The sequence below is a fragment of the Enterobacter sp. SM3 genome (genome assembly GCF_009811935.2).
Lineage (GTDB): Bacteria > Pseudomonadota > Gammaproteobacteria > Enterobacterales > Enterobacteriaceae > Enterobacter > Enterobacter asburiae_D.
The window spans coordinates 2007706-2022341 of the sequence record NZ_CP099971.1 but is presented as its reverse complement, the minus strand read 5'-3'; the positions used below and the strand labels follow the sequence as shown (position 1 = coordinate 2022341).

The window sequence follows — 14636 nt, the reverse complement described above, 5'->3', positions numbered from 1 at the left end:
GCAAATCCTCTTCTGATATCCTGAATTTTCCTAATCCCTTATTTTCATCATTATTCTCCTGCTACGCTTTTCCTATGGAAAAAAAACAGGAAGACCGTCGATGAAGAAAATCGCGATTATCGGCTCCGGCCCCACAGGGATTTATACTTTTTATCATCTCCTTAAAAACAGCACGCCGCTCTCAGTTTCCATCTTTGAACAATCCGAAGACGCTGGCGTGGGTATGCCCTATAACGACGACGATAACTCTCGTCTGATGCTGGCGAACATTGCGAGCATTGAAATCCCGCCCATTTTTATGACCTACCTCGACTGGCTTAAGGGCCAGAGTGACGCCCATCTTGCGCGCTTTAAGGTGGATAAAGCCCGCCTGCATGACCGGCAGTTCCTGCCCCGACTCCTGCTGGGTGAGTATTTCCGCGACAGCTTTCTTTCCATCGTAAAAGAGGCAAAAAGGCTGGGATTCAACGTTGATGTCCATGAATCTGCGAAGGTGACTGACATCATTACCGCGACAACCGGCGTTACGCTTTCCGTAAACGGCAGCGTCTTGCCCGATCAATTCGACCTTGCGGTTATCGCCACCGGCCACGTCTGGCCAGAAGAGGATGAAGCCACGCGCACGTTCTTCCCAAGCCCTTGGTCCGGTCTGATGGACGCCCGTATTCCTCCCTGCCGCGTCGGTATTATGGGGACATCGTTAAGCGGTCTCGACGCGGCCATGGCGGTAGTGATGCAGCACGGTGCGTTTCGCGACGATAAATTCGTGCTGGATAAAGGCAGCGAAGCATTAAACATTGTCCTGATGTCCAGGACGGGCATCCTGCCGGAAGCCGATTTTTACTGCCCTATCCCCTACGAACCGTTGTCGGTATTGACCGAACGCGCGGCTGAAAGCGAGATTGCCAAAGGGTCGTATGGCCTGCTCGACCGCATCTTTACCCTGATGGTCAAAGAGCTTCAGCTCGCTGACCCGACGTGGTGCGAGAAAATATCGCTGCATAAGCAGAATGCGGACAGCATCCGTGAGGCCTGGTTTGAGGATCGTAAACTGCACGGTCCGTTTACCTGGGCGGAGGAGAATCTCAACGAAGTTGAGCGGAACAAACGCGAACGGCGCACCGTGGCCTGGCGCTATACCGTCCTTCGGCTGCATGAGGTGGTTCAGGAGATTGTCCCCCACCTCGACGAAGAGGACAGAGAGCGCTTTAAGCAAGGCCTGGCCCGGGTATTTATCGACAACTATGCGGCCATTCCCCCGCAGTCGATCCGAAGGCTGCTCGCGCTTCGCGAAGCCGGCATCATTAGCGTGGCTGCGCTCGGTGACGATTACGCGCTGGATGTTGGCAGCGATCGAACGGTGATAACCACAAAAGAGACCGTTTACCGCTTCGACGTTTTTATTGATGCGCGCGGGCAAAAGCCGCTCAAAACGAAAGATCTGCCCTTCCCGACGCTGCGCAAACAGCTGGAAGCCACGGGCGAAGAGATACCCGACGTCGGCGAGGATTACACCTTAAAAGCGCCTGACACCGTTCGCGGGCGCATCGCCTTCGGCGCGATACCGTGGCTGATGCACGATCGTCCCTTCGTTCAGGGGCTGGCGGAGTGTGCAGAGATTGCACAAGCAATGGCGAAGGCGGCGGAAAAACCCGCGACCGGATCGCGGCGCAGATTACCGTATCTTGAGAACTGACAGGGCGTCCATGCCCTGCTGTCGCGGATTACTCGAAGAAGACTTCCGGGTTTTCAGACAGCGAAACGAAGGTTTTCGTCTCTTTATCCAGGGCAAGAATTTTGCCGCTTTCAATGTCGTACACCCAGCCGTGCAGTCGGATAGAGTTATTACGCAGGCCCACCGCGACGGACGGATGGGTCTTAATGTTGCTCAGCTGCGCAAACACGTTCTCCTGCACCATCGCATTGACTTTATCGATCGGCTTATCCCAGGTTTTCTTCTCAACCACGGCTTTCGCCGCGTCGGAATAGCGCAGCCAGTGTGACACAGCAGGCATCGGCTCCAGGTTCGCGTTATCGGCAATCGCCTTCATCGCGCCACAGTTGGAGTGACCGCAAATCACGATATCCGTGACGCCCAGCGCCACCACGGCGTATTCGATGGTGGCGGACACGCCGCCAGGCTCCGGCCCGAACGGCGGCACGATGTTGCCAGCATTACGAATGACAAAGAGTTGTCCTGGCTCCTGCTGAGTGACCAGTTCCGGGACCAGACGGCTGTCGGAGCATGAGATGAACAGCGCTTTGGGATTCTGGCTGGACGCTAAACTGCGGAAGAGTTCTTTACGTTGCGGGAAAATCTCTTTTTGAAAGCTGAGAAAACCTTCAATGATATGTTGCATAGCAATGTCTCTTTTATCTGTTTTAGTTTAGGCATGATCGAGATCACACTCGTAAAGTTTACCCATCGTGGTTTACTTCAGACAAGCAATATATTTCTGGCCCGACCGCTGCACAATCTCGTCCGCCAAGGCCTGGATGTTCTGCCCTTCGAACGCGCCGTAAAGACGTTCAAAGGTTTTGCCTTCGAGATGACTCACGACCGACGCCACGGCGCGGGCCGGCAGCGGGAGATAATTCGGGTAGCTCCACATAAACGAGACGGCATCTTTACCCGGCGTGACCTGCAGAATATCGCCCACCAGCAGTACCCCGTCCCCCTCCTGCCAGTGCAGCACGGTTCCACCGGCAAAATGCCCGCCCAGACGCAGCAAAGTGACCGACGGGAAAACGTCCAGCGCATCCCCCTCCCAGAAATGAATGGCCGGGCTGTCGCGCATAACCCACTCTCTGTCGCTGGCGTGCAGGTACACCGGTGCATCAAACGCCGCAGCCCACTCCTGCATCGTGGTGTAATAGTGCGGATGTGAAATCGCAATCGCGCTGATGCCGCCGAGGGCGGTAATGATCGTTTTGGTTGCGGGGTCGAGGTTGGCGATGCAGTCCCAGAGAATATTCCCGTGAGGCGTTTGCAGCAGCAGCGCCCGCTGGTTGATCGCAAACGCAGGGACCGTTTTGATCCCAAATAGCCGGGGCTCCAGCTGCTGCCATTTGTTGGTATGCGTGGCGGTGACGGTGTCGAGATCGGTCCACGCCTGGCCCGTGGCGGGCACATACTGGCGCTCGTCCTCGCAAATCGGACATCGGTCCGGCTGCGTATCGTAGGCGGTTCCACAGGTTTTACAGAGTGTAATCATGTGCTCTCCTCAGCGATAAAGCACTGAGTATGGCAGGGATTATCCTTATGTGCTGCGAGGTACATTGCTGGCTTTTTTTGCCCTATACTGTGCCAGTATCAAAAACTGAACTGAGCAGGTGCCACATGGAAATTGATCTCGATAACTTAGTCTTTAACGGTCTGGATGAAGCCGAAGAGCGTAATGCGGAACGTCTGGACGATGCGGACAAAAAAGCGCAGGCGATTGTCGCCGACGATGACTGCGGCGATGCCTGCAAGATCTAATAAAAAAGCACCGGGAAACCGGTGCTTTTTTATTTCACTCGTTAAACGTCACGCACACCTCGTTCCAGTACGTTTCGCGCGTGCGGCGCAGTTCAGCGTGACGTTTTATCATGGAACCACTCCGGGTCAATGTTGGCAACGTCCACGCCATACAGGCTGGCGACAGGCAGGATTGACTCAAGAACACGTTGCGCGCTGTTCTCCGCATTCACTGGTCGGGTCGCAAAAAACCGCCGTAACGTGCTGATCCACTTTTTCATCGTCTTACCCTCTCTCGCCGTGTCTGACCTCAGTTAAGCACTCAAATGCCGCGCGGGGGAAATACCAAAATCCACTGTCGATGTGCAGGATTTGCAAATAGCATCCCGTTCTTTTCACTCTTCATTAACACCTTGTTCACTAATGCTTTTTTGCTCATAGCAAAGAACGATTTCTTATTTGGCGATAGCTTTCGCTTATGGGAGCGTAGCGGGGTAAAACAAAAACAACGGGATGGCGAATGACTATGGCAGCAAACATGAAAGGGTTTACCAAACGGACACTGGTTCTGGGATTACTGGCGGCGGGCAGCCTGCTTTCAGCGCAGGCGCAGGCCGATCAGCTGGCGGATATTAAGGCCGCAGGGGTGGTGAAAGTGGCCACGTTTGACGCCAACCCGCCGTTTGGCTCTATTGATGCAAAAACGCACGAGATCGTGGGTTATGACGTGGACTTCGCCAAAGCGCTTGCAAAATCGCTCGGCGTGAAGCTTGAACTGGTTGCCACTAATCCGGCTAACCGTATTCCGCTGCTGCAGTCCGGGAAAGCAGATCTGATCGTGGCGGATATTACTATCACCCCGGAACGCGCGCAGGTGATTGATTTCTCGACCCCTTACTTCGTCACCGGCCAGCAGTTCCTGGTCCCGGCTAAGTCCCCGGACAAGCTTGATGACTATAGCCGGGCGCGCATTGGCGCGGTCAAGGGAACGACGGGCGAGCAGGCGCTGCACCAGCGTTTCCCGCAGTCGCGCGTGCTCTCGTATGACGATATTCCCCTGGCGCTGACGGCACTGCGCAACGGTAACGTGCAGGCCATCACCCAGGACAGCACCATTCTGGCCGGTCTGCTGGCGCAGGCACCGGATAAAGCGAGCTTTAAAATCCTGCCCGACCTGCTCAGTAAAGAAGAGATTGGCGTTGGGGTGAAGAAAGGTGAAACGGCGCTGCTGAAAGCCGTCAACGACGAGCTGGTCAATCTCGAGAAGAACGGCCAGGCGGCAAAAATCTACGACGTCTGGTTTGGTCCAGGCACCCCAGCCCCACAGCCTCGCGCCTTTAAAATAGAAGCCAGATAATTATGCTCTCAGGTTTATTTTCACACTCCGCGGCCGGTGCCGCGGATTTTTCACATCTGGAACAGGCCAGCGTCGAGTTTCGTCATGTGGACAAACGCTACGGTGACCATCAGGTTTTAAACGACATAAATCTCACCATCACGCCCGGTGAAGTGGTCGCCATCCTCGGCCCCTCGGGCTCCGGTAAATCCACCCTGATTCGTCTCATCAACCAGCTTGAAACTCTGAGCGGCGGAGAGATTCTGATCGACAACAAGCCTACCGGAAAGCTCTCCGGTACCGGGCTGCGCCAGCTGCGCAGCCGCGTGGGGTTTGTGTTCCAGCAGTTCAATCTTTACGCCCACCTCACCGCCAGCCAGAACATCACCCTGGCCCAGGAGCACGTTCACGGCTGGAAGCCGCAGCCTGCCCAGGAGCGCGCGCTGACCCTGCTGGAGAAGGTCGGAATGCTGGAAAAAGCCCACCATTTCCCGGCAGAGCTTTCCGGTGGACAGCAGCAGCGCGTCGCGATTGCCCGCGCCCTCGCCTCTTCACCGCAAATCATTCTGTTCGATGAACCCACCTCCGCGCTGGATCCGGAGATGATTGGTGAAGTGCTGTACGTAATGAAAGCCCTCGCCCACAGCGGGATCACGATGATCGTGGTGACCCACGAGATGCAGTTTGCCCGGGAAATTGCCGACCGGATTGTCTTTATCGACGGCGGGCAAATTCTGGAAACCGCGCCGCCGGCGCAGTTTTTCAGCCAGCCGTCGCATCCGCGCGCGCAGCGGTTCCTGCAAAAGGTGCTCAACCCGATGCATCAGGAGCATCTGTAATGCCCGCGCTCGACTGGCAGGGGGTACTGACCGGACAGCCTCTGCAGTGGATACTCTCCGGATTCCTCACCACTCTGTGGGTAACGCTTGCCGGGATGCTGCTGGCCAGCCTGCTCGCACTGCTCTTTATGCTTCTGCGCCTTTCCGGCGGACGCCTCGGGAACGCGGTCGTCAGCAGCTGGGTATCGCTGTTTCGCAATACGCCGCTGCTGGTGCAGCTGCTGTTCTGGTATTTTGCCGCCTGGAACGGACTACCGCAGGCGTTCCGCGACGCGGTGAACGCGGATCACAGCTGGTCAATTCTGCCCGGCGACATCTGGTGGTTTACGCCCGAATTTTTATGTTCTGCCTGGGGGTTGGGCGTCTTTACCTCGGCGTTTCTAATCGAAGAGGTGGAGTCGGGGTTACGTTCCGTGCCTGCCGGACAGCGGGAGGCGGCGCTCGCTCAGGGATTCTCCGCGTGGCGTCTGTTTCGTTACATTCTTCTGCCGCAGGGCCTGGCCAACGCCTGGCAGCCGGTCGTGGGCCAGTACCTTAATCTGATGAAGCTCTCCTCGCTCGCGAGCGGAATTGGCTTTGCCGAGCTGACCTATCAGGTCAGGCAGATCGAGAGCTATAACGCGCACGCGCTGGAGGCATTTACCCTCGGAACCGCACTCTATCTGCTGACCGGCCTGGTCATGGGGATGGTGCTGGTTCGCATCGGACCTGAAGCGAAACGTAAACGCCCAAACGTCGCCACCTCAGGGAGTGAAAAACATGATTGCCGGACTTAATGTCATCACCGATAACCTCGATTATCTGCTGTGGGGACGCGCGGCAACGGGTGAACCGGGGGGCGTACTGCTCTCGTTGATAATGGCGATTGGGGCCGCCGTCATCGCTCTGCCCGGCGGGATAGTGCTCGCGTGTCTGGCCTGGCGCTTTACCGGGCTTGTGCGAAAGGCCCTCTTTTTATGGGCAGAGCTGATTCGCGGTATTCCGCTCATCTTCGTGATTTTCTGGATGTGGTATCTCCTGCCGCTTATGACCGGAGGCGATCTGCCGGGGGCGCTTACCGTCACGCTGGCCCTGGCCTGGTTTACCGCGGCAACCGTAATGCACTCGGTGCTGGCCGGGCTTAATGCGCTACCGTCCGGGCAGTACGAGGCCGCACTGTCTCAGGGATTCAGCACGCAGCAAACCCTCCTGCGCGTGCTGCTGCCGCAGGCGCTGAGGAATATTCTGCCGTCGCTGGTGGGGATTTTTATCAGCCTGCTGAAGGATACGTCGCTGGCGTTTATCGTGAACGTACCGGAACTGACCACGGTGGCGGGACAGGTCAACAACCGGGTGCAAATCTACCCGGCGGCCATTTTTATCTTTACGGGCGTGGTCTACTACCTGCTCTGCTGCTCGCTCGAGCAGCTTGCGAAACGCTGGCGCTTTACCCGGCCAGCGCTTTAACCACCGTTTCCATCGCTTCGGTTGTCAATTCACTGCGTTTAACGCGCTGGTTCGCCAGCGCGGTACGCAGGACTCCGGCAATGACAATATGCTTTGGCTCCTGCCCTAAATCACGCATCTCAAGCACCACCTTCCCGACCACCCGGCACATCTCCTGGTACAGCGCTTCATCTTTGGTCACGTTACCCATCGTCATCACTCCATTGCCTTTTAAACGTTGAGCTTAAATGATTCTACTGCCGGATACAAAAAAGAAGCCCGGCGAGAGACTCGCCGGGCTTCATCTGTAAAATCAGTACATTAGTTGTTTACTGGAATAACCGCGCCTTTGTACTTGGTGCGGATCCAGTCCTGAATCTCTTTCGAGTGCAGCACGTTCACCAGCGCGACGATATCTTTCTTCTTCTCGTCACCGCGGTGCACGGTAATGATGTTGGCGTACGGGTTGTTTTCACCGCTCTCTACCGCAATCGGGTCGTGAACCGGGTCCAGACCCGCATCAATCGCGTAGTTGGCGTTGATCACCACCGCAGCGCCTTCGTCGTTGTTGTACATCTGCGGCAGCAGAGAGGCTTCCACGTTAGGCGTGAACTGCAGCTTTTTCGGGTTCTCGACGATATCGCTGATGCGCGCGGTCACTTTATCGATGCCCGGCTTCAGCTTGATCACGCCCTCTTTCTCGAAGATGGAGAGAATGCGCCCTTCTTCTGAAACCGCGTCACGCATGATGATCTTGCCACCTTCCGGCAGGTCTTTCAGCGACTTGTATTTTTTGGAGTAGATGCCAATTGGCTCAATGTGGATCGCGCCCGCACTGACAAAATCGTAGTCTTTATCGCCCGCATGATCTTTCAGCACGCTGTTCAGGTAAGGAATGTGCTGGAAATAGTTCGCGTCGATGTCATGACCCGCCAGCGCGGTGTTCGGCAGAATGTAGTCCTGGAACGGTTTAATCTCCAGGTCGATACCCTGCTTCGCCAGAATCGGCTTTGCCTGCTCCAGAATTTCGGCGTGCGGCGTGTTGGATGCACCCACGGTCAGGGTATCGGCCCAGGAAGCGAAGCTCAGGGCGCTCAGGGTTGCGGCGGCGATCAGTGTCAGTGTTTTTTTCATGATGTGGTTCCTGTGTGTTATTAGAGATTATCTTTTGTCTAACAGTGAAGTAATGACATCGCCGCAGAACTGGATAATGAAAACGATGATCAGAATGGTCACCGTTGCCACCAGCGTGACGTCACCATGGTTGCGCTGGAATCCTTCCAGATAAGCCAGATTTCCCAAACCACCGGCGCCAATCACCCCCGCCATTGCGCTGTAGCTCACCAGCGCAATCAGCGTCACCGTAATACCTGATACCAGTGCAGGTGATGATTCCGGCAGTAAAACCCGAAACACTAACGTGCTCAGTCGTGCGCCCATCGAGCGCGTTGCTTCTATGACGCCTTTATCCACTTCACGCAGGGCGATCTCCACCAGGCGTGCGTAGAACGGTGCGGCGCCCACAATCAGCGCCGGAAGCGCCGCGTTGGCGCCAAGAATGGTGCCGACGACGGTCTTGGTGAACGGGATCAGCAGGACAATCAGGATGATGAACGGAATAGAGCGGAACACGTTCACCACAATCGAAATGACGCTGTAGACCGTGCGGTTGTGGAACAGCCCGCCGCGCGCGGTTAAAAACAGCGCCAGCCCCAGCACGAGCCCCAGAACAAACGTCGCCACGCCTGACAGTGCGGTCATGTACAGCGTCTCGAGCGTCGCCGCCCAGAGCTGATCCCACTTTAGATGCGGAAAGAGATTCTCAGCCATGTTTAATCACCTCGCCTTCAATATCGCTGTGCTGCAGGTCGGCGAGGATATTGTTCAGTTGTTCATCGGAAGCCACGACATGTACCCAGAGCTGACCAAACACGCCGTGGGCGGTTTGCGTCATTTTCCCGTGTAGGATGTTAAACGGCAGGCCGTAGCGCAGGGTCAGTTCACCCACGATCGGCTTATGGGTGCTGTGCCCGGTAAAGGTCAGCCTGATGACCGTGCCTTCCAGATCCTTTGCCAGTTCGGTATTGAAAGTTTCCTCTTCGGCATACTGGCTCACCTGGCGGACAAACTGCTGCGTAATCGGCTGCTGCGGATGGGTAAAGACGCTCAGCACGTCGCCCTCTTCCACGACTTTACCGTTCTCCATCACCGCCACGCGGTCGCAGATTTTGCGCACCACGTGCATCTCGTGGGTGATCAGCACGATGGTCAGTTTGAAACGACGGTTAATATCCAGCAGCAGATCGAGTATCTGATCGGTGGTCTGCGGGTCTAGCGCGGACGTGGCTTCATCGCAGAGCAGCACGTCAGGGCTGTTTGCCAGCGCGCGGGCAATACCGACGCGCTGTTTTTGCCCGCCGCTCAGCTGGGACGGGTAGGCATGCTCACGCCCCTTCAGGCCTACCAGCTCCACCAGCTCGGCGACGCGCGCCTTGATATTGGCTTTTGGCACACCGGCGATTTGCATTGAGAAAGCGATGTTCTCGCTCACGGTGCGCGACCACAGCAGGTTGAAGTGCTGGAACACCATGCTGATTTTCAGACGCGCCTGGCGCAGCGCTTCACCCTTTGCAGCAGAGATATCCTGCCCTTTAATGGTGACGCTTCCGGCGCTGGGTTTTTCCAGGCCGTTCAGCAGACGAATCAGCGTGCTTTTCCCGGCTCCGCTGTAGCCGATAATTCCGTAAATCTGTCCCTGCTCTATCGTCAAATTGACGTTATCAACGGCAGTCAGCGCGACCTTTCCGTTGTCAAAAACCTTCGAAATATTCCTGAGTACGATCATTCTTATTCTTTATCCGTTTCGCGTATGGCTGTTTAGCAGTATGGATGTCCAAACGATAGTAAACAGGCGTTATCAGGTTTTAAATGACCAAAAAAGAATTTGTTATAACTTTCGGATATAAACAGCGGATTGAGCGGGTGGGGAGTATTTAGACCAATTTCAGCAATGATTATCTGCCGGATGCATATCTGCCGGTAGATGGCCGCGAAAAACGGTCATTTTTGCAGCATTTCATGCCGATATAGCCATCCTCACATCCAGACAACTTTACGTCTTGCTGTCCTGACTTCCAAAAATGGCATATATATTCTTTTCCGTTCTAAAGGGCAGTGAATGGTTCTTTATTGAGAAAATTTCACCGCCCTATCATCCCGTCATGACATCCAGAAAGGAAAACATCATGACGATTTATCACTCCGTCACTGAACTGATTGGTCGTACCCCGCTTATCCAATTGCATAAGCTTGATACCGGTCCCTGCTCGCTGTTCCTGAAGCTGGAAAACCAGAACCCGGGCGGTTCCATTAAGGATCGCGTCGCGCTGTCGATGATTAACGAAGCGGAGCGTACCGGGCAGCTGCAGCCGGGCGGCACGATTATTGAGGCCACGGCGGGGAATACCGGTCTCGGCCTGGCGCTGATCGCCGCCCAGAAAGGCTACTCGCTGATCCTGGTGGTACCGGACAAAATGAGCCGCGAGAAGATTTTCCACCTGCGCGCGCTGGGAGCCCAGGTGGTGCTAACCCGCTCCGACGTTAACAAAGGCCACCCCGCCTACTACCAGGATTACGCCCAGCGCCTGGCCAACGAGCTGCCCGGCGCGTTTTACATCGACCAGTTCAATAACGAAGCCAACCCGCTGGCGCACCGCACCACCACGGCGCCGGAACTGTACGAGCAGCTTGACGGCAGGATCGACGCCATCGTGGTGGGCGTCGGCTCAGGCGGTACCCTGGGCGGCCTGCAGGCGTGGTTCGCCGAGCACTCTCCGCACACGGAGTTTGTCCTGGCTGACCCGGCCGGTTCCGTTCTGGCCGACCAGGTGGAAACCGGACGCTACCACGACGCGGGATCCTGGCTGGTTGAGGGTATTGGCGAAGACTTTATTCCGCCGCTGGCCCACATCGAAGGGGTGAATCGCGCCTGGCGCATCACCGACCGCGAAGCCTTCACCACCGCGCGCGATCTGCTGAAAACGGAAGGCATTCTGGCGGGCTCCTCCAGCGGCACGCTGCTGGCGGCCGCGCTGAAATATTGCCAGGCGCAGACCGCGCCGAAGCGCGTGGTGACCTTCGCCTGCGACAGCGGCAATAAGTACCTCTCGAAGATGTTCAACGATGACTGGATGCGTCAGCAAGGGCTCATCACGCGCCCTCAGGCCGGCGATCTCTCTGACTACATCGCCCTGCGCCACGATGAAGGCACCACCGTCACCGCCGCCCCGGACGACACGCTTTCCACCGTACTGGCACGCATGCGTCTGTATGACATCTCCCAGCTGCCGGTGCTGGAGAACGGCAAGGTGGTGGGCATTATCGACGAGTGGGATCTCCTGCGGCATATCGGCGGCGACGGCGATCGCTTCTCGCTTCCGGTGACGGCAGCCATGACGCGTCAGGTGGAGTTCCTGGATAAACACGCCCCGGAAAGCGCCCTGAACGCCATCTTCGACCGCGGTCTGGTGGCCGTGATTAATGACAACGACCGTTTTCTCGGTCTGATTACGCGCAGCGACGTTCTGACCGCCTGGCGCAACCGTCTTCAGCAATAAAGGAATAGATGATGAAAAACCTGGCTACCCTGAGCGTACACAGCGGCGAGTTCAACGACCAGCACGGTGCCGTCATGCCGCCGATTTACGCTACCTCGACGTTTGCGCAACCGTCACCCGGCGAGCATACCGGCTATGAGTATTCCCGCAGCGGCAACCCCACACGCCACGCGCTGGAAACCGCCATCGCCGAACTCGAAGGCGGCACGCGCGGCTACGCCTTCGCCTCCGGTCTGGCGGCCATCTCCACGGTGCTCGAACTGCTGGATAAAGACAGCCATATTGTCGCCATCGATGACGTTTACGGTGGGACGTACCGCCTGATTGAGAACGTGCGCAAGCGCAGCACCGGCCTGCAGGTCAGCTGGGTTAAGCCGGACGACCTAGCCGGGCTTGAGGCCGCCATTCGCCCGGATACCCGCATGGTGTGGGTCGAGACGCCAACCAACCCGCTGCTGAAGCTGGCGGATCTGGCGGCCATTGCGGCGATCGCCCGTCGTCATAACGTCATCAGCGTGGCGGATAACACCTTCGCGTCGCCGGTGATCCACCGTCCGCTGGAGTCGGGTTTCGATATCGTGGTGCACTCCGCCACCAAATACCTGAACGGCCATTCTGACGTGGTGGCCGGACTGGCGATTGTCGGGGACAACAAGGAAATGGCGGATAGGCTGGGCTATCTGCAAAACGCGGTGGGCGGCGTCCTGGATCCGTTCAGCAGCTTCCTGACACTGCGCGGTATTCGCACGCTAGCGTTGAGGGTAGAAAAGCACAGCACCAACGCGCTGACGATTGCGCAATGGCTGGATCAGCATCCTCTGGTCGAAAAGGTGTTCTATCCCGGCCTGGAGTCGCATCCACAGTATCAGCTTGCCCGCACGCAGATGGCGCTGCCCGGCGGCATGATTTCCGTCGTGGTAAAAGGCGATGCGCAACGCGCCACCGAGGTGATTCGCAACCTGAAGCTGTTCACCCTCGCGGAAAGCCTCGGCGGCGTGGAAAGCCTGGTGAGCCAGCCTTACAGCATGACGCACGCCTCGATTCCGCTGGAGCAACGCCTCGCAAACGGCATTGTGCCGCAGCTGATCCGTCTGTCAGTCGGGATTGAAGATCCGAAAGACCTGATTGCCGACCTCAGCCAGGCGCTGCAAAAATAAGCAAAACGCGGCAGGTCAATCACCTGCCGCCATAAGTTGTCATCATGGCTTAACGCCTTGATAACAATATTATGTGAAACTGCATAGATTATTTCTGAAACACCGTTTCCATTTTCCTTTTATCTTAAAATCAGCGTATAATGCGCGCCTAATCCCTGGTGAATGGTTTCAGCGCTTGGAATACAAAAAACAACGTACAACTTCTCCTCTCCTTCGTTGGGCTGTCACTCAGGCACACTTTCTTCTGCACGCTCATTTGATGTCTCCTATCCTTAGTGCGTGTCATATACTCTTTTGCAACACAGGTTTGACTCCGCGGCGGTGCGCCCCCGGAGCGAGATTTCCATATCCTTCCCAACTTAAAGACTAAGACTGTCATGAAAAAGACGAAAATTGTTTGTACTATCGGCCCGAAAACCGAATCTGAAGAGATGCTGACCAAGATGCTGGACGCCGGCATGAACGTGATGCGTCTGAACTTCTCCCACGGTGACTACGCAGAACACGGTCAGCGTATCCAGAACTTGCGCAACGTGATGAGCAAGACCGGTAAAAAAGCGGCGATCCTGCTGGATACCAAAGGTCCAGAAATCCGTACCATCAAACTGGAAGGCGGTAACGACGTTTCCCTGAAAGCGGGCCAGACCTTCACCTTCACCACCGACAAATCCGTTGTCGGCAACAGCGAAATCGTTGCAGTGACCTACGAAGGCTTCACCAGCGATCTGTCCGTCGGTAACACCGTGCTGGTAGACGATGGTCTGATCGGTATGGAAGTCACCGCGATCGAAGGCAACAAGGTTATCTGTAAAGTGCTAAACAACGGCGACCTGGGCGAAAACAAAGGCGTTAACCTGCCGGGCGTCTCTATCGCACTGCCAGCATTGGCTGAAAAAGACAAACAGGACCTGATCTTCGGCTGTGAACAAGGCGTTGACTTTGTTGCGGCCTCCTTCATCCGTAAGCGCTCAGACGTGGTTGAAATTCGTGAGCACCTGAAAGCGCACGGCGGCGAGAAGATCCAGATCATCTCCAAAATTGAAAACCAGGAAGGCCTGAACAACTTCGACGAAATCCTCGAAGCGTCTGACGGCATCATGGTTGCACGTGGCGACCTGGGCGTAGAAATCCCGGTTGAAGAAGTGATCTTCGCGCAGAAGATGATGATCGAGAAATGCGTGCGCGCGCGTAAAGTGGTTATCACCGCAACGCAGATGCTGGACTCCATGATCAAAAACCCACGCCCTACCCGCGCAGAAGCAGGCGACGTGGCAAACGCCATCCTCGACGGTACTGATGCCGTTATGCTGTCCGGCGAATCCGCGAAAGGTAAATATCCGCTGGAAGCGGTGTCCATCATGGCCACCATCTGCGAACGTACCGACCGCGTAATGAAAAGCCGTCTGGACTACAACAACGACAGCCGCAAGCTGCGCATCACCGAAGCGGTTTGCCGCGGTGCAGTAGAAACGGCTGAGAAACTGGAAGCACCGCTGATCGTGGTTGCCACCCAGGGCGGTAAATCTGCTCGCGCGGTGCGTAAATACTTCCCGGATGCGACTATCCTGGCGCTGACCACCAACGAAACCACTGCCCGTCAGCTGGTGCTGAGCAAAGGCGTGATCCCTCACCTGGTGAAAGAGATCGCCTCTACGGATGATTTCTACCGCCTGGGTAAAGAAGTGGCGCTGGAGCTGGTTGATCGCGGTCTGGCACAGAAAGGTGACGTTGTGGTCATGGTTTCTGGCGCGCTGGTACCAAGCGGAACCACCAATACCGCATCTGTTCACGTGCTGTAATAAT

17 protein-coding genes are annotated in these 14636 nt (G+C 56.3%); 10 read left to right on the top strand and 7 right to left on the bottom strand.

What is annotated here, in order from left to right:
• Nucleotides 1-100: 100 nt before the first annotated feature.
• Nucleotides 101-1696, top strand: a complete 1596-nt coding sequence (locus tag GVO84_RS09535) for an FAD-NAD(P)-binding protein (RefSeq protein WP_159513970.1) — start codon at nt 101-103, stop codon at nt 1694-1696.
• A gap of 28 nt (nt 1697-1724) precedes the next feature.
• On the opposite strand, the gene GVO84_RS09530 is transcribed toward GVO84_RS09535, so the two are convergent.
• Nucleotides 1725-2360, bottom strand: coding sequence for a carbonic anhydrase (locus GVO84_RS09530; RefSeq protein WP_023335425.1), 636 nt, complete (start codon nt 2358-2360; stop codon nt 1725-1727).
• Nucleotides 2361-2432: 72 nt separating this feature from the next.
• On the bottom strand, nt 2433-3215 hold the full coding sequence (locus tag GVO84_RS09525) for an MBL fold metallo-hydrolase (protein ID WP_159513969.1): 783 nt from the start codon (nt 3213-3215) through the stop codon (nt 2433-2435).
• 125 nt (nt 3216-3340) lie between these two features.
• Here GVO84_RS09525 and GVO84_RS09520 point away from each other — a divergent pair, with 125 nt between their 5' ends.
• Nucleotides 3341-3481 (top strand): hypothetical protein, encoded by a 141-nt coding sequence (locus tag GVO84_RS09520; RefSeq protein WP_003857665.1) that lies wholly within the window; start codon nt 3341-3343, stop codon nt 3479-3481.
• Nucleotides 3482-3573: 92 nt separating this feature from the next.
• On the opposite strand, the gene GVO84_RS09515 is transcribed toward GVO84_RS09520, so the two are convergent.
• Complete coding sequence (locus GVO84_RS09515) at nt 3574-3741, bottom strand: hypothetical protein (protein ID WP_014831607.1); 168 nt, start codon at nt 3739-3741, stop codon at nt 3574-3576.
• A gap of 257 nt (nt 3742-3998) precedes the next feature.
• Between GVO84_RS09515 and GVO84_RS09510 the strand changes: the two genes are divergently transcribed.
• Genes GVO84_RS09510 through GVO84_RS09495 form a run of 4 tightly spaced genes read left to right on the top strand, consistent with a single transcriptional unit; the run spans nt 3999 to nt 7081 of the window.
• Nucleotides 3999-4817 (top strand): ABC transporter substrate-binding protein, encoded by an 819-nt coding sequence (locus GVO84_RS09510; RefSeq protein WP_159515621.1) that lies wholly within the window; start codon nt 3999-4001, stop codon nt 4815-4817.
• A gap of 2 nt (nt 4818-4819) precedes the next feature.
• Nucleotides 4820-5635 carry an amino acid ABC transporter ATP-binding protein gene (locus tag GVO84_RS09505; RefSeq protein WP_159513968.1) on the top strand — a complete coding sequence of 272 codons (816 nt, stop codon included), beginning with the start codon at nt 4820-4822 and terminating at the stop codon, nt 5633-5635.
• Nucleotides 5635-6411, top strand: coding sequence for an amino acid ABC transporter permease (locus GVO84_RS09500; RefSeq protein WP_159513967.1), 777 nt, complete (start codon nt 5635-5637; stop codon nt 6409-6411). The genes GVO84_RS09505 and GVO84_RS09500 overlap by 1 nt, the downstream gene beginning before the upstream one ends.
• Nucleotides 6395-7081, top strand: a complete 687-nt coding sequence (locus GVO84_RS09495; RefSeq protein WP_121423476.1) for an amino acid ABC transporter permease — start codon at nt 6395-6397, stop codon at nt 7079-7081. The genes GVO84_RS09500 and GVO84_RS09495 overlap by 17 nt, the downstream gene beginning before the upstream one ends.
• On the opposite strand, the gene fumD is transcribed toward GVO84_RS09495, so the two are convergent.
• The 4 genes from fumD to GVO84_RS09475 all read right to left on the bottom strand — a co-directional run bounded on the left by fumD (nt 7062) and on the right by GVO84_RS09475 (nt 9905).
• Nucleotides 7062-7271 carry a fumarate hydratase FumD gene (gene fumD / locus GVO84_RS09490; protein ID WP_008500615.1) on the bottom strand — a complete coding sequence of 70 codons (210 nt, stop codon included), beginning with the start codon at nt 7269-7271 and terminating at the stop codon, nt 7062-7064. The two genes, GVO84_RS09495 and fumD, sit on opposite strands and share 20 nt — an antisense overlap.
• A 110-nt stretch (nt 7272-7381) precedes the next feature.
• A complete protein-coding gene (locus GVO84_RS09485) occupies nt 7382-8194 on the bottom strand; it encodes a MetQ/NlpA family ABC transporter substrate-binding protein (protein ID WP_003857677.1) in 813 nt (270 codons plus the stop codon).
• Nucleotides 8195-8221: 27 nt separating this feature from the next.
• Complete coding sequence (locus GVO84_RS09480) at nt 8222-8890, bottom strand: methionine ABC transporter permease (RefSeq protein WP_063142944.1); 669 nt, start codon at nt 8888-8890, stop codon at nt 8222-8224.
• The gene (locus tag GVO84_RS09475; protein ID WP_159513966.1) at nt 8883-9905 is read right to left on the bottom strand and encodes a methionine ABC transporter ATP-binding protein; all 1023 of its coding nucleotides are present in this window, start codon (nt 9903-9905) and stop codon (nt 8883-8885) included. The genes GVO84_RS09480 and GVO84_RS09475 overlap by 8 nt, the downstream gene beginning before the upstream one ends.
• A gap of 400 nt (nt 9906-10305) precedes the next feature.
• On the opposite strand from GVO84_RS09475, the gene GVO84_RS09470 reads away from it, so the two are divergent.
• From GVO84_RS09470 to pykF, 4 genes are all read left to right on the top strand, one after another.
• Nucleotides 10306-11676, top strand: a complete 1371-nt coding sequence (locus GVO84_RS09470) for a pyridoxal-phosphate dependent enzyme (RefSeq protein ID WP_159513965.1) — start codon at nt 10306-10308, stop codon at nt 11674-11676.
• 11 nt (nt 11677-11687) lie between these two features.
• On the top strand, nt 11688-12833 hold the full coding sequence (locus tag GVO84_RS09465; RefSeq protein WP_159515620.1) for a trans-sulfuration enzyme family protein: 1146 nt from the start codon (nt 11688-11690) through the stop codon (nt 12831-12833).
• 73 nt (nt 12834-12906) lie between these two features.
• On the top strand, nt 12907-13203 hold the full coding sequence (locus tag GVO84_RS09460) for a hypothetical protein (RefSeq protein WP_418921897.1): 297 nt from the start codon (nt 12907-12909) through the stop codon (nt 13201-13203).
• 7 nt (nt 13204-13210) lie between these two features.
• A complete protein-coding gene (gene pykF, locus GVO84_RS09455) occupies nt 13211-14632 on the top strand; it encodes a pyruvate kinase PykF (protein WP_023335415.1) in 1422 nt (473 codons plus the stop codon).
• Nucleotides 14633-14636 lie beyond the last annotated feature (4 nt).

Bases quoted from the DNA above. Each gene is read 5' to 3' on its own strand.
- GVO84_RS09535 (WP_159513970.1), top strand. From the start codon at position 101: ATGAAGAAAATCGCGATTATCGGCTCCGGCCCCACAGGGATTTATACT.
- GVO84_RS09530 (WP_023335425.1), bottom strand. From the start codon at position 2,360: ATGCAACATATCATTGAAGGTTTTCTCAGCTTTCAAAAAGAGATTTTC.
- GVO84_RS09525 (WP_159513969.1), bottom strand. From the start codon at position 3,215: ATGATTACACTCTGTAAAACCTGTGGAACCGCCTACGATACGCAGCCG.
- GVO84_RS09520 (WP_003857665.1), top strand. From the start codon at position 3,341: ATGGAAATTGATCTCGATAACTTAGTCTTTAACGGTCTGGATGAAGCC.
- GVO84_RS09515 (WP_014831607.1), bottom strand. From the start codon at position 3,741: ATGAAAAAGTGGATCAGCACGTTACGGCGGTTTTTTGCGACCCGACCA.
- GVO84_RS09510 (WP_159515621.1), top strand. From the start codon at position 3,999: ATGAAAGGGTTTACCAAACGGACACTGGTTCTGGGATTACTGGCGGCG.
- GVO84_RS09505 (WP_159513968.1), top strand. From the start codon at position 4,820: ATGCTCTCAGGTTTATTTTCACACTCCGCGGCCGGTGCCGCGGATTTT.
- GVO84_RS09500 (WP_159513967.1), top strand. From the start codon at position 5,635: ATGCCCGCGCTCGACTGGCAGGGGGTACTGACCGGACAGCCTCTGCAG.
- GVO84_RS09495 (WP_121423476.1), top strand. From the start codon at position 6,395: ATGATTGCCGGACTTAATGTCATCACCGATAACCTCGATTATCTGCTG.
- fumD (WP_008500615.1), bottom strand. From the start codon at position 7,271: ATGGGTAACGTGACCAAAGATGAAGCGCTGTACCAGGAGATGTGCCGG.
- GVO84_RS09485 (WP_003857677.1), bottom strand. From the start codon at position 8,194: ATGAAAAAAACACTGACACTGATCGCCGCCGCAACCCTGAGCGCCCTG.
- GVO84_RS09480 (WP_063142944.1), bottom strand. From the start codon at position 8,890: ATGGCTGAGAATCTCTTTCCGCATCTAAAGTGGGATCAGCTCTGGGCG.
- GVO84_RS09475 (WP_159513966.1), bottom strand. From the start codon at position 9,905: ATGATCGTACTCAGGAATATTTCGAAGGTTTTTGACAACGGAAAGGTC.
- GVO84_RS09470 (WP_159513965.1), top strand. From the start codon at position 10,306: ATGACGATTTATCACTCCGTCACTGAACTGATTGGTCGTACCCCGCTT.
- GVO84_RS09465 (WP_159515620.1), top strand. From the start codon at position 11,688: ATGAAAAACCTGGCTACCCTGAGCGTACACAGCGGCGAGTTCAACGAC.
- pykF (WP_023335415.1), top strand. From the start codon at position 13,211: ATGAAAAAGACGAAAATTGTTTGTACTATCGGCCCGAAAACCGAATCT.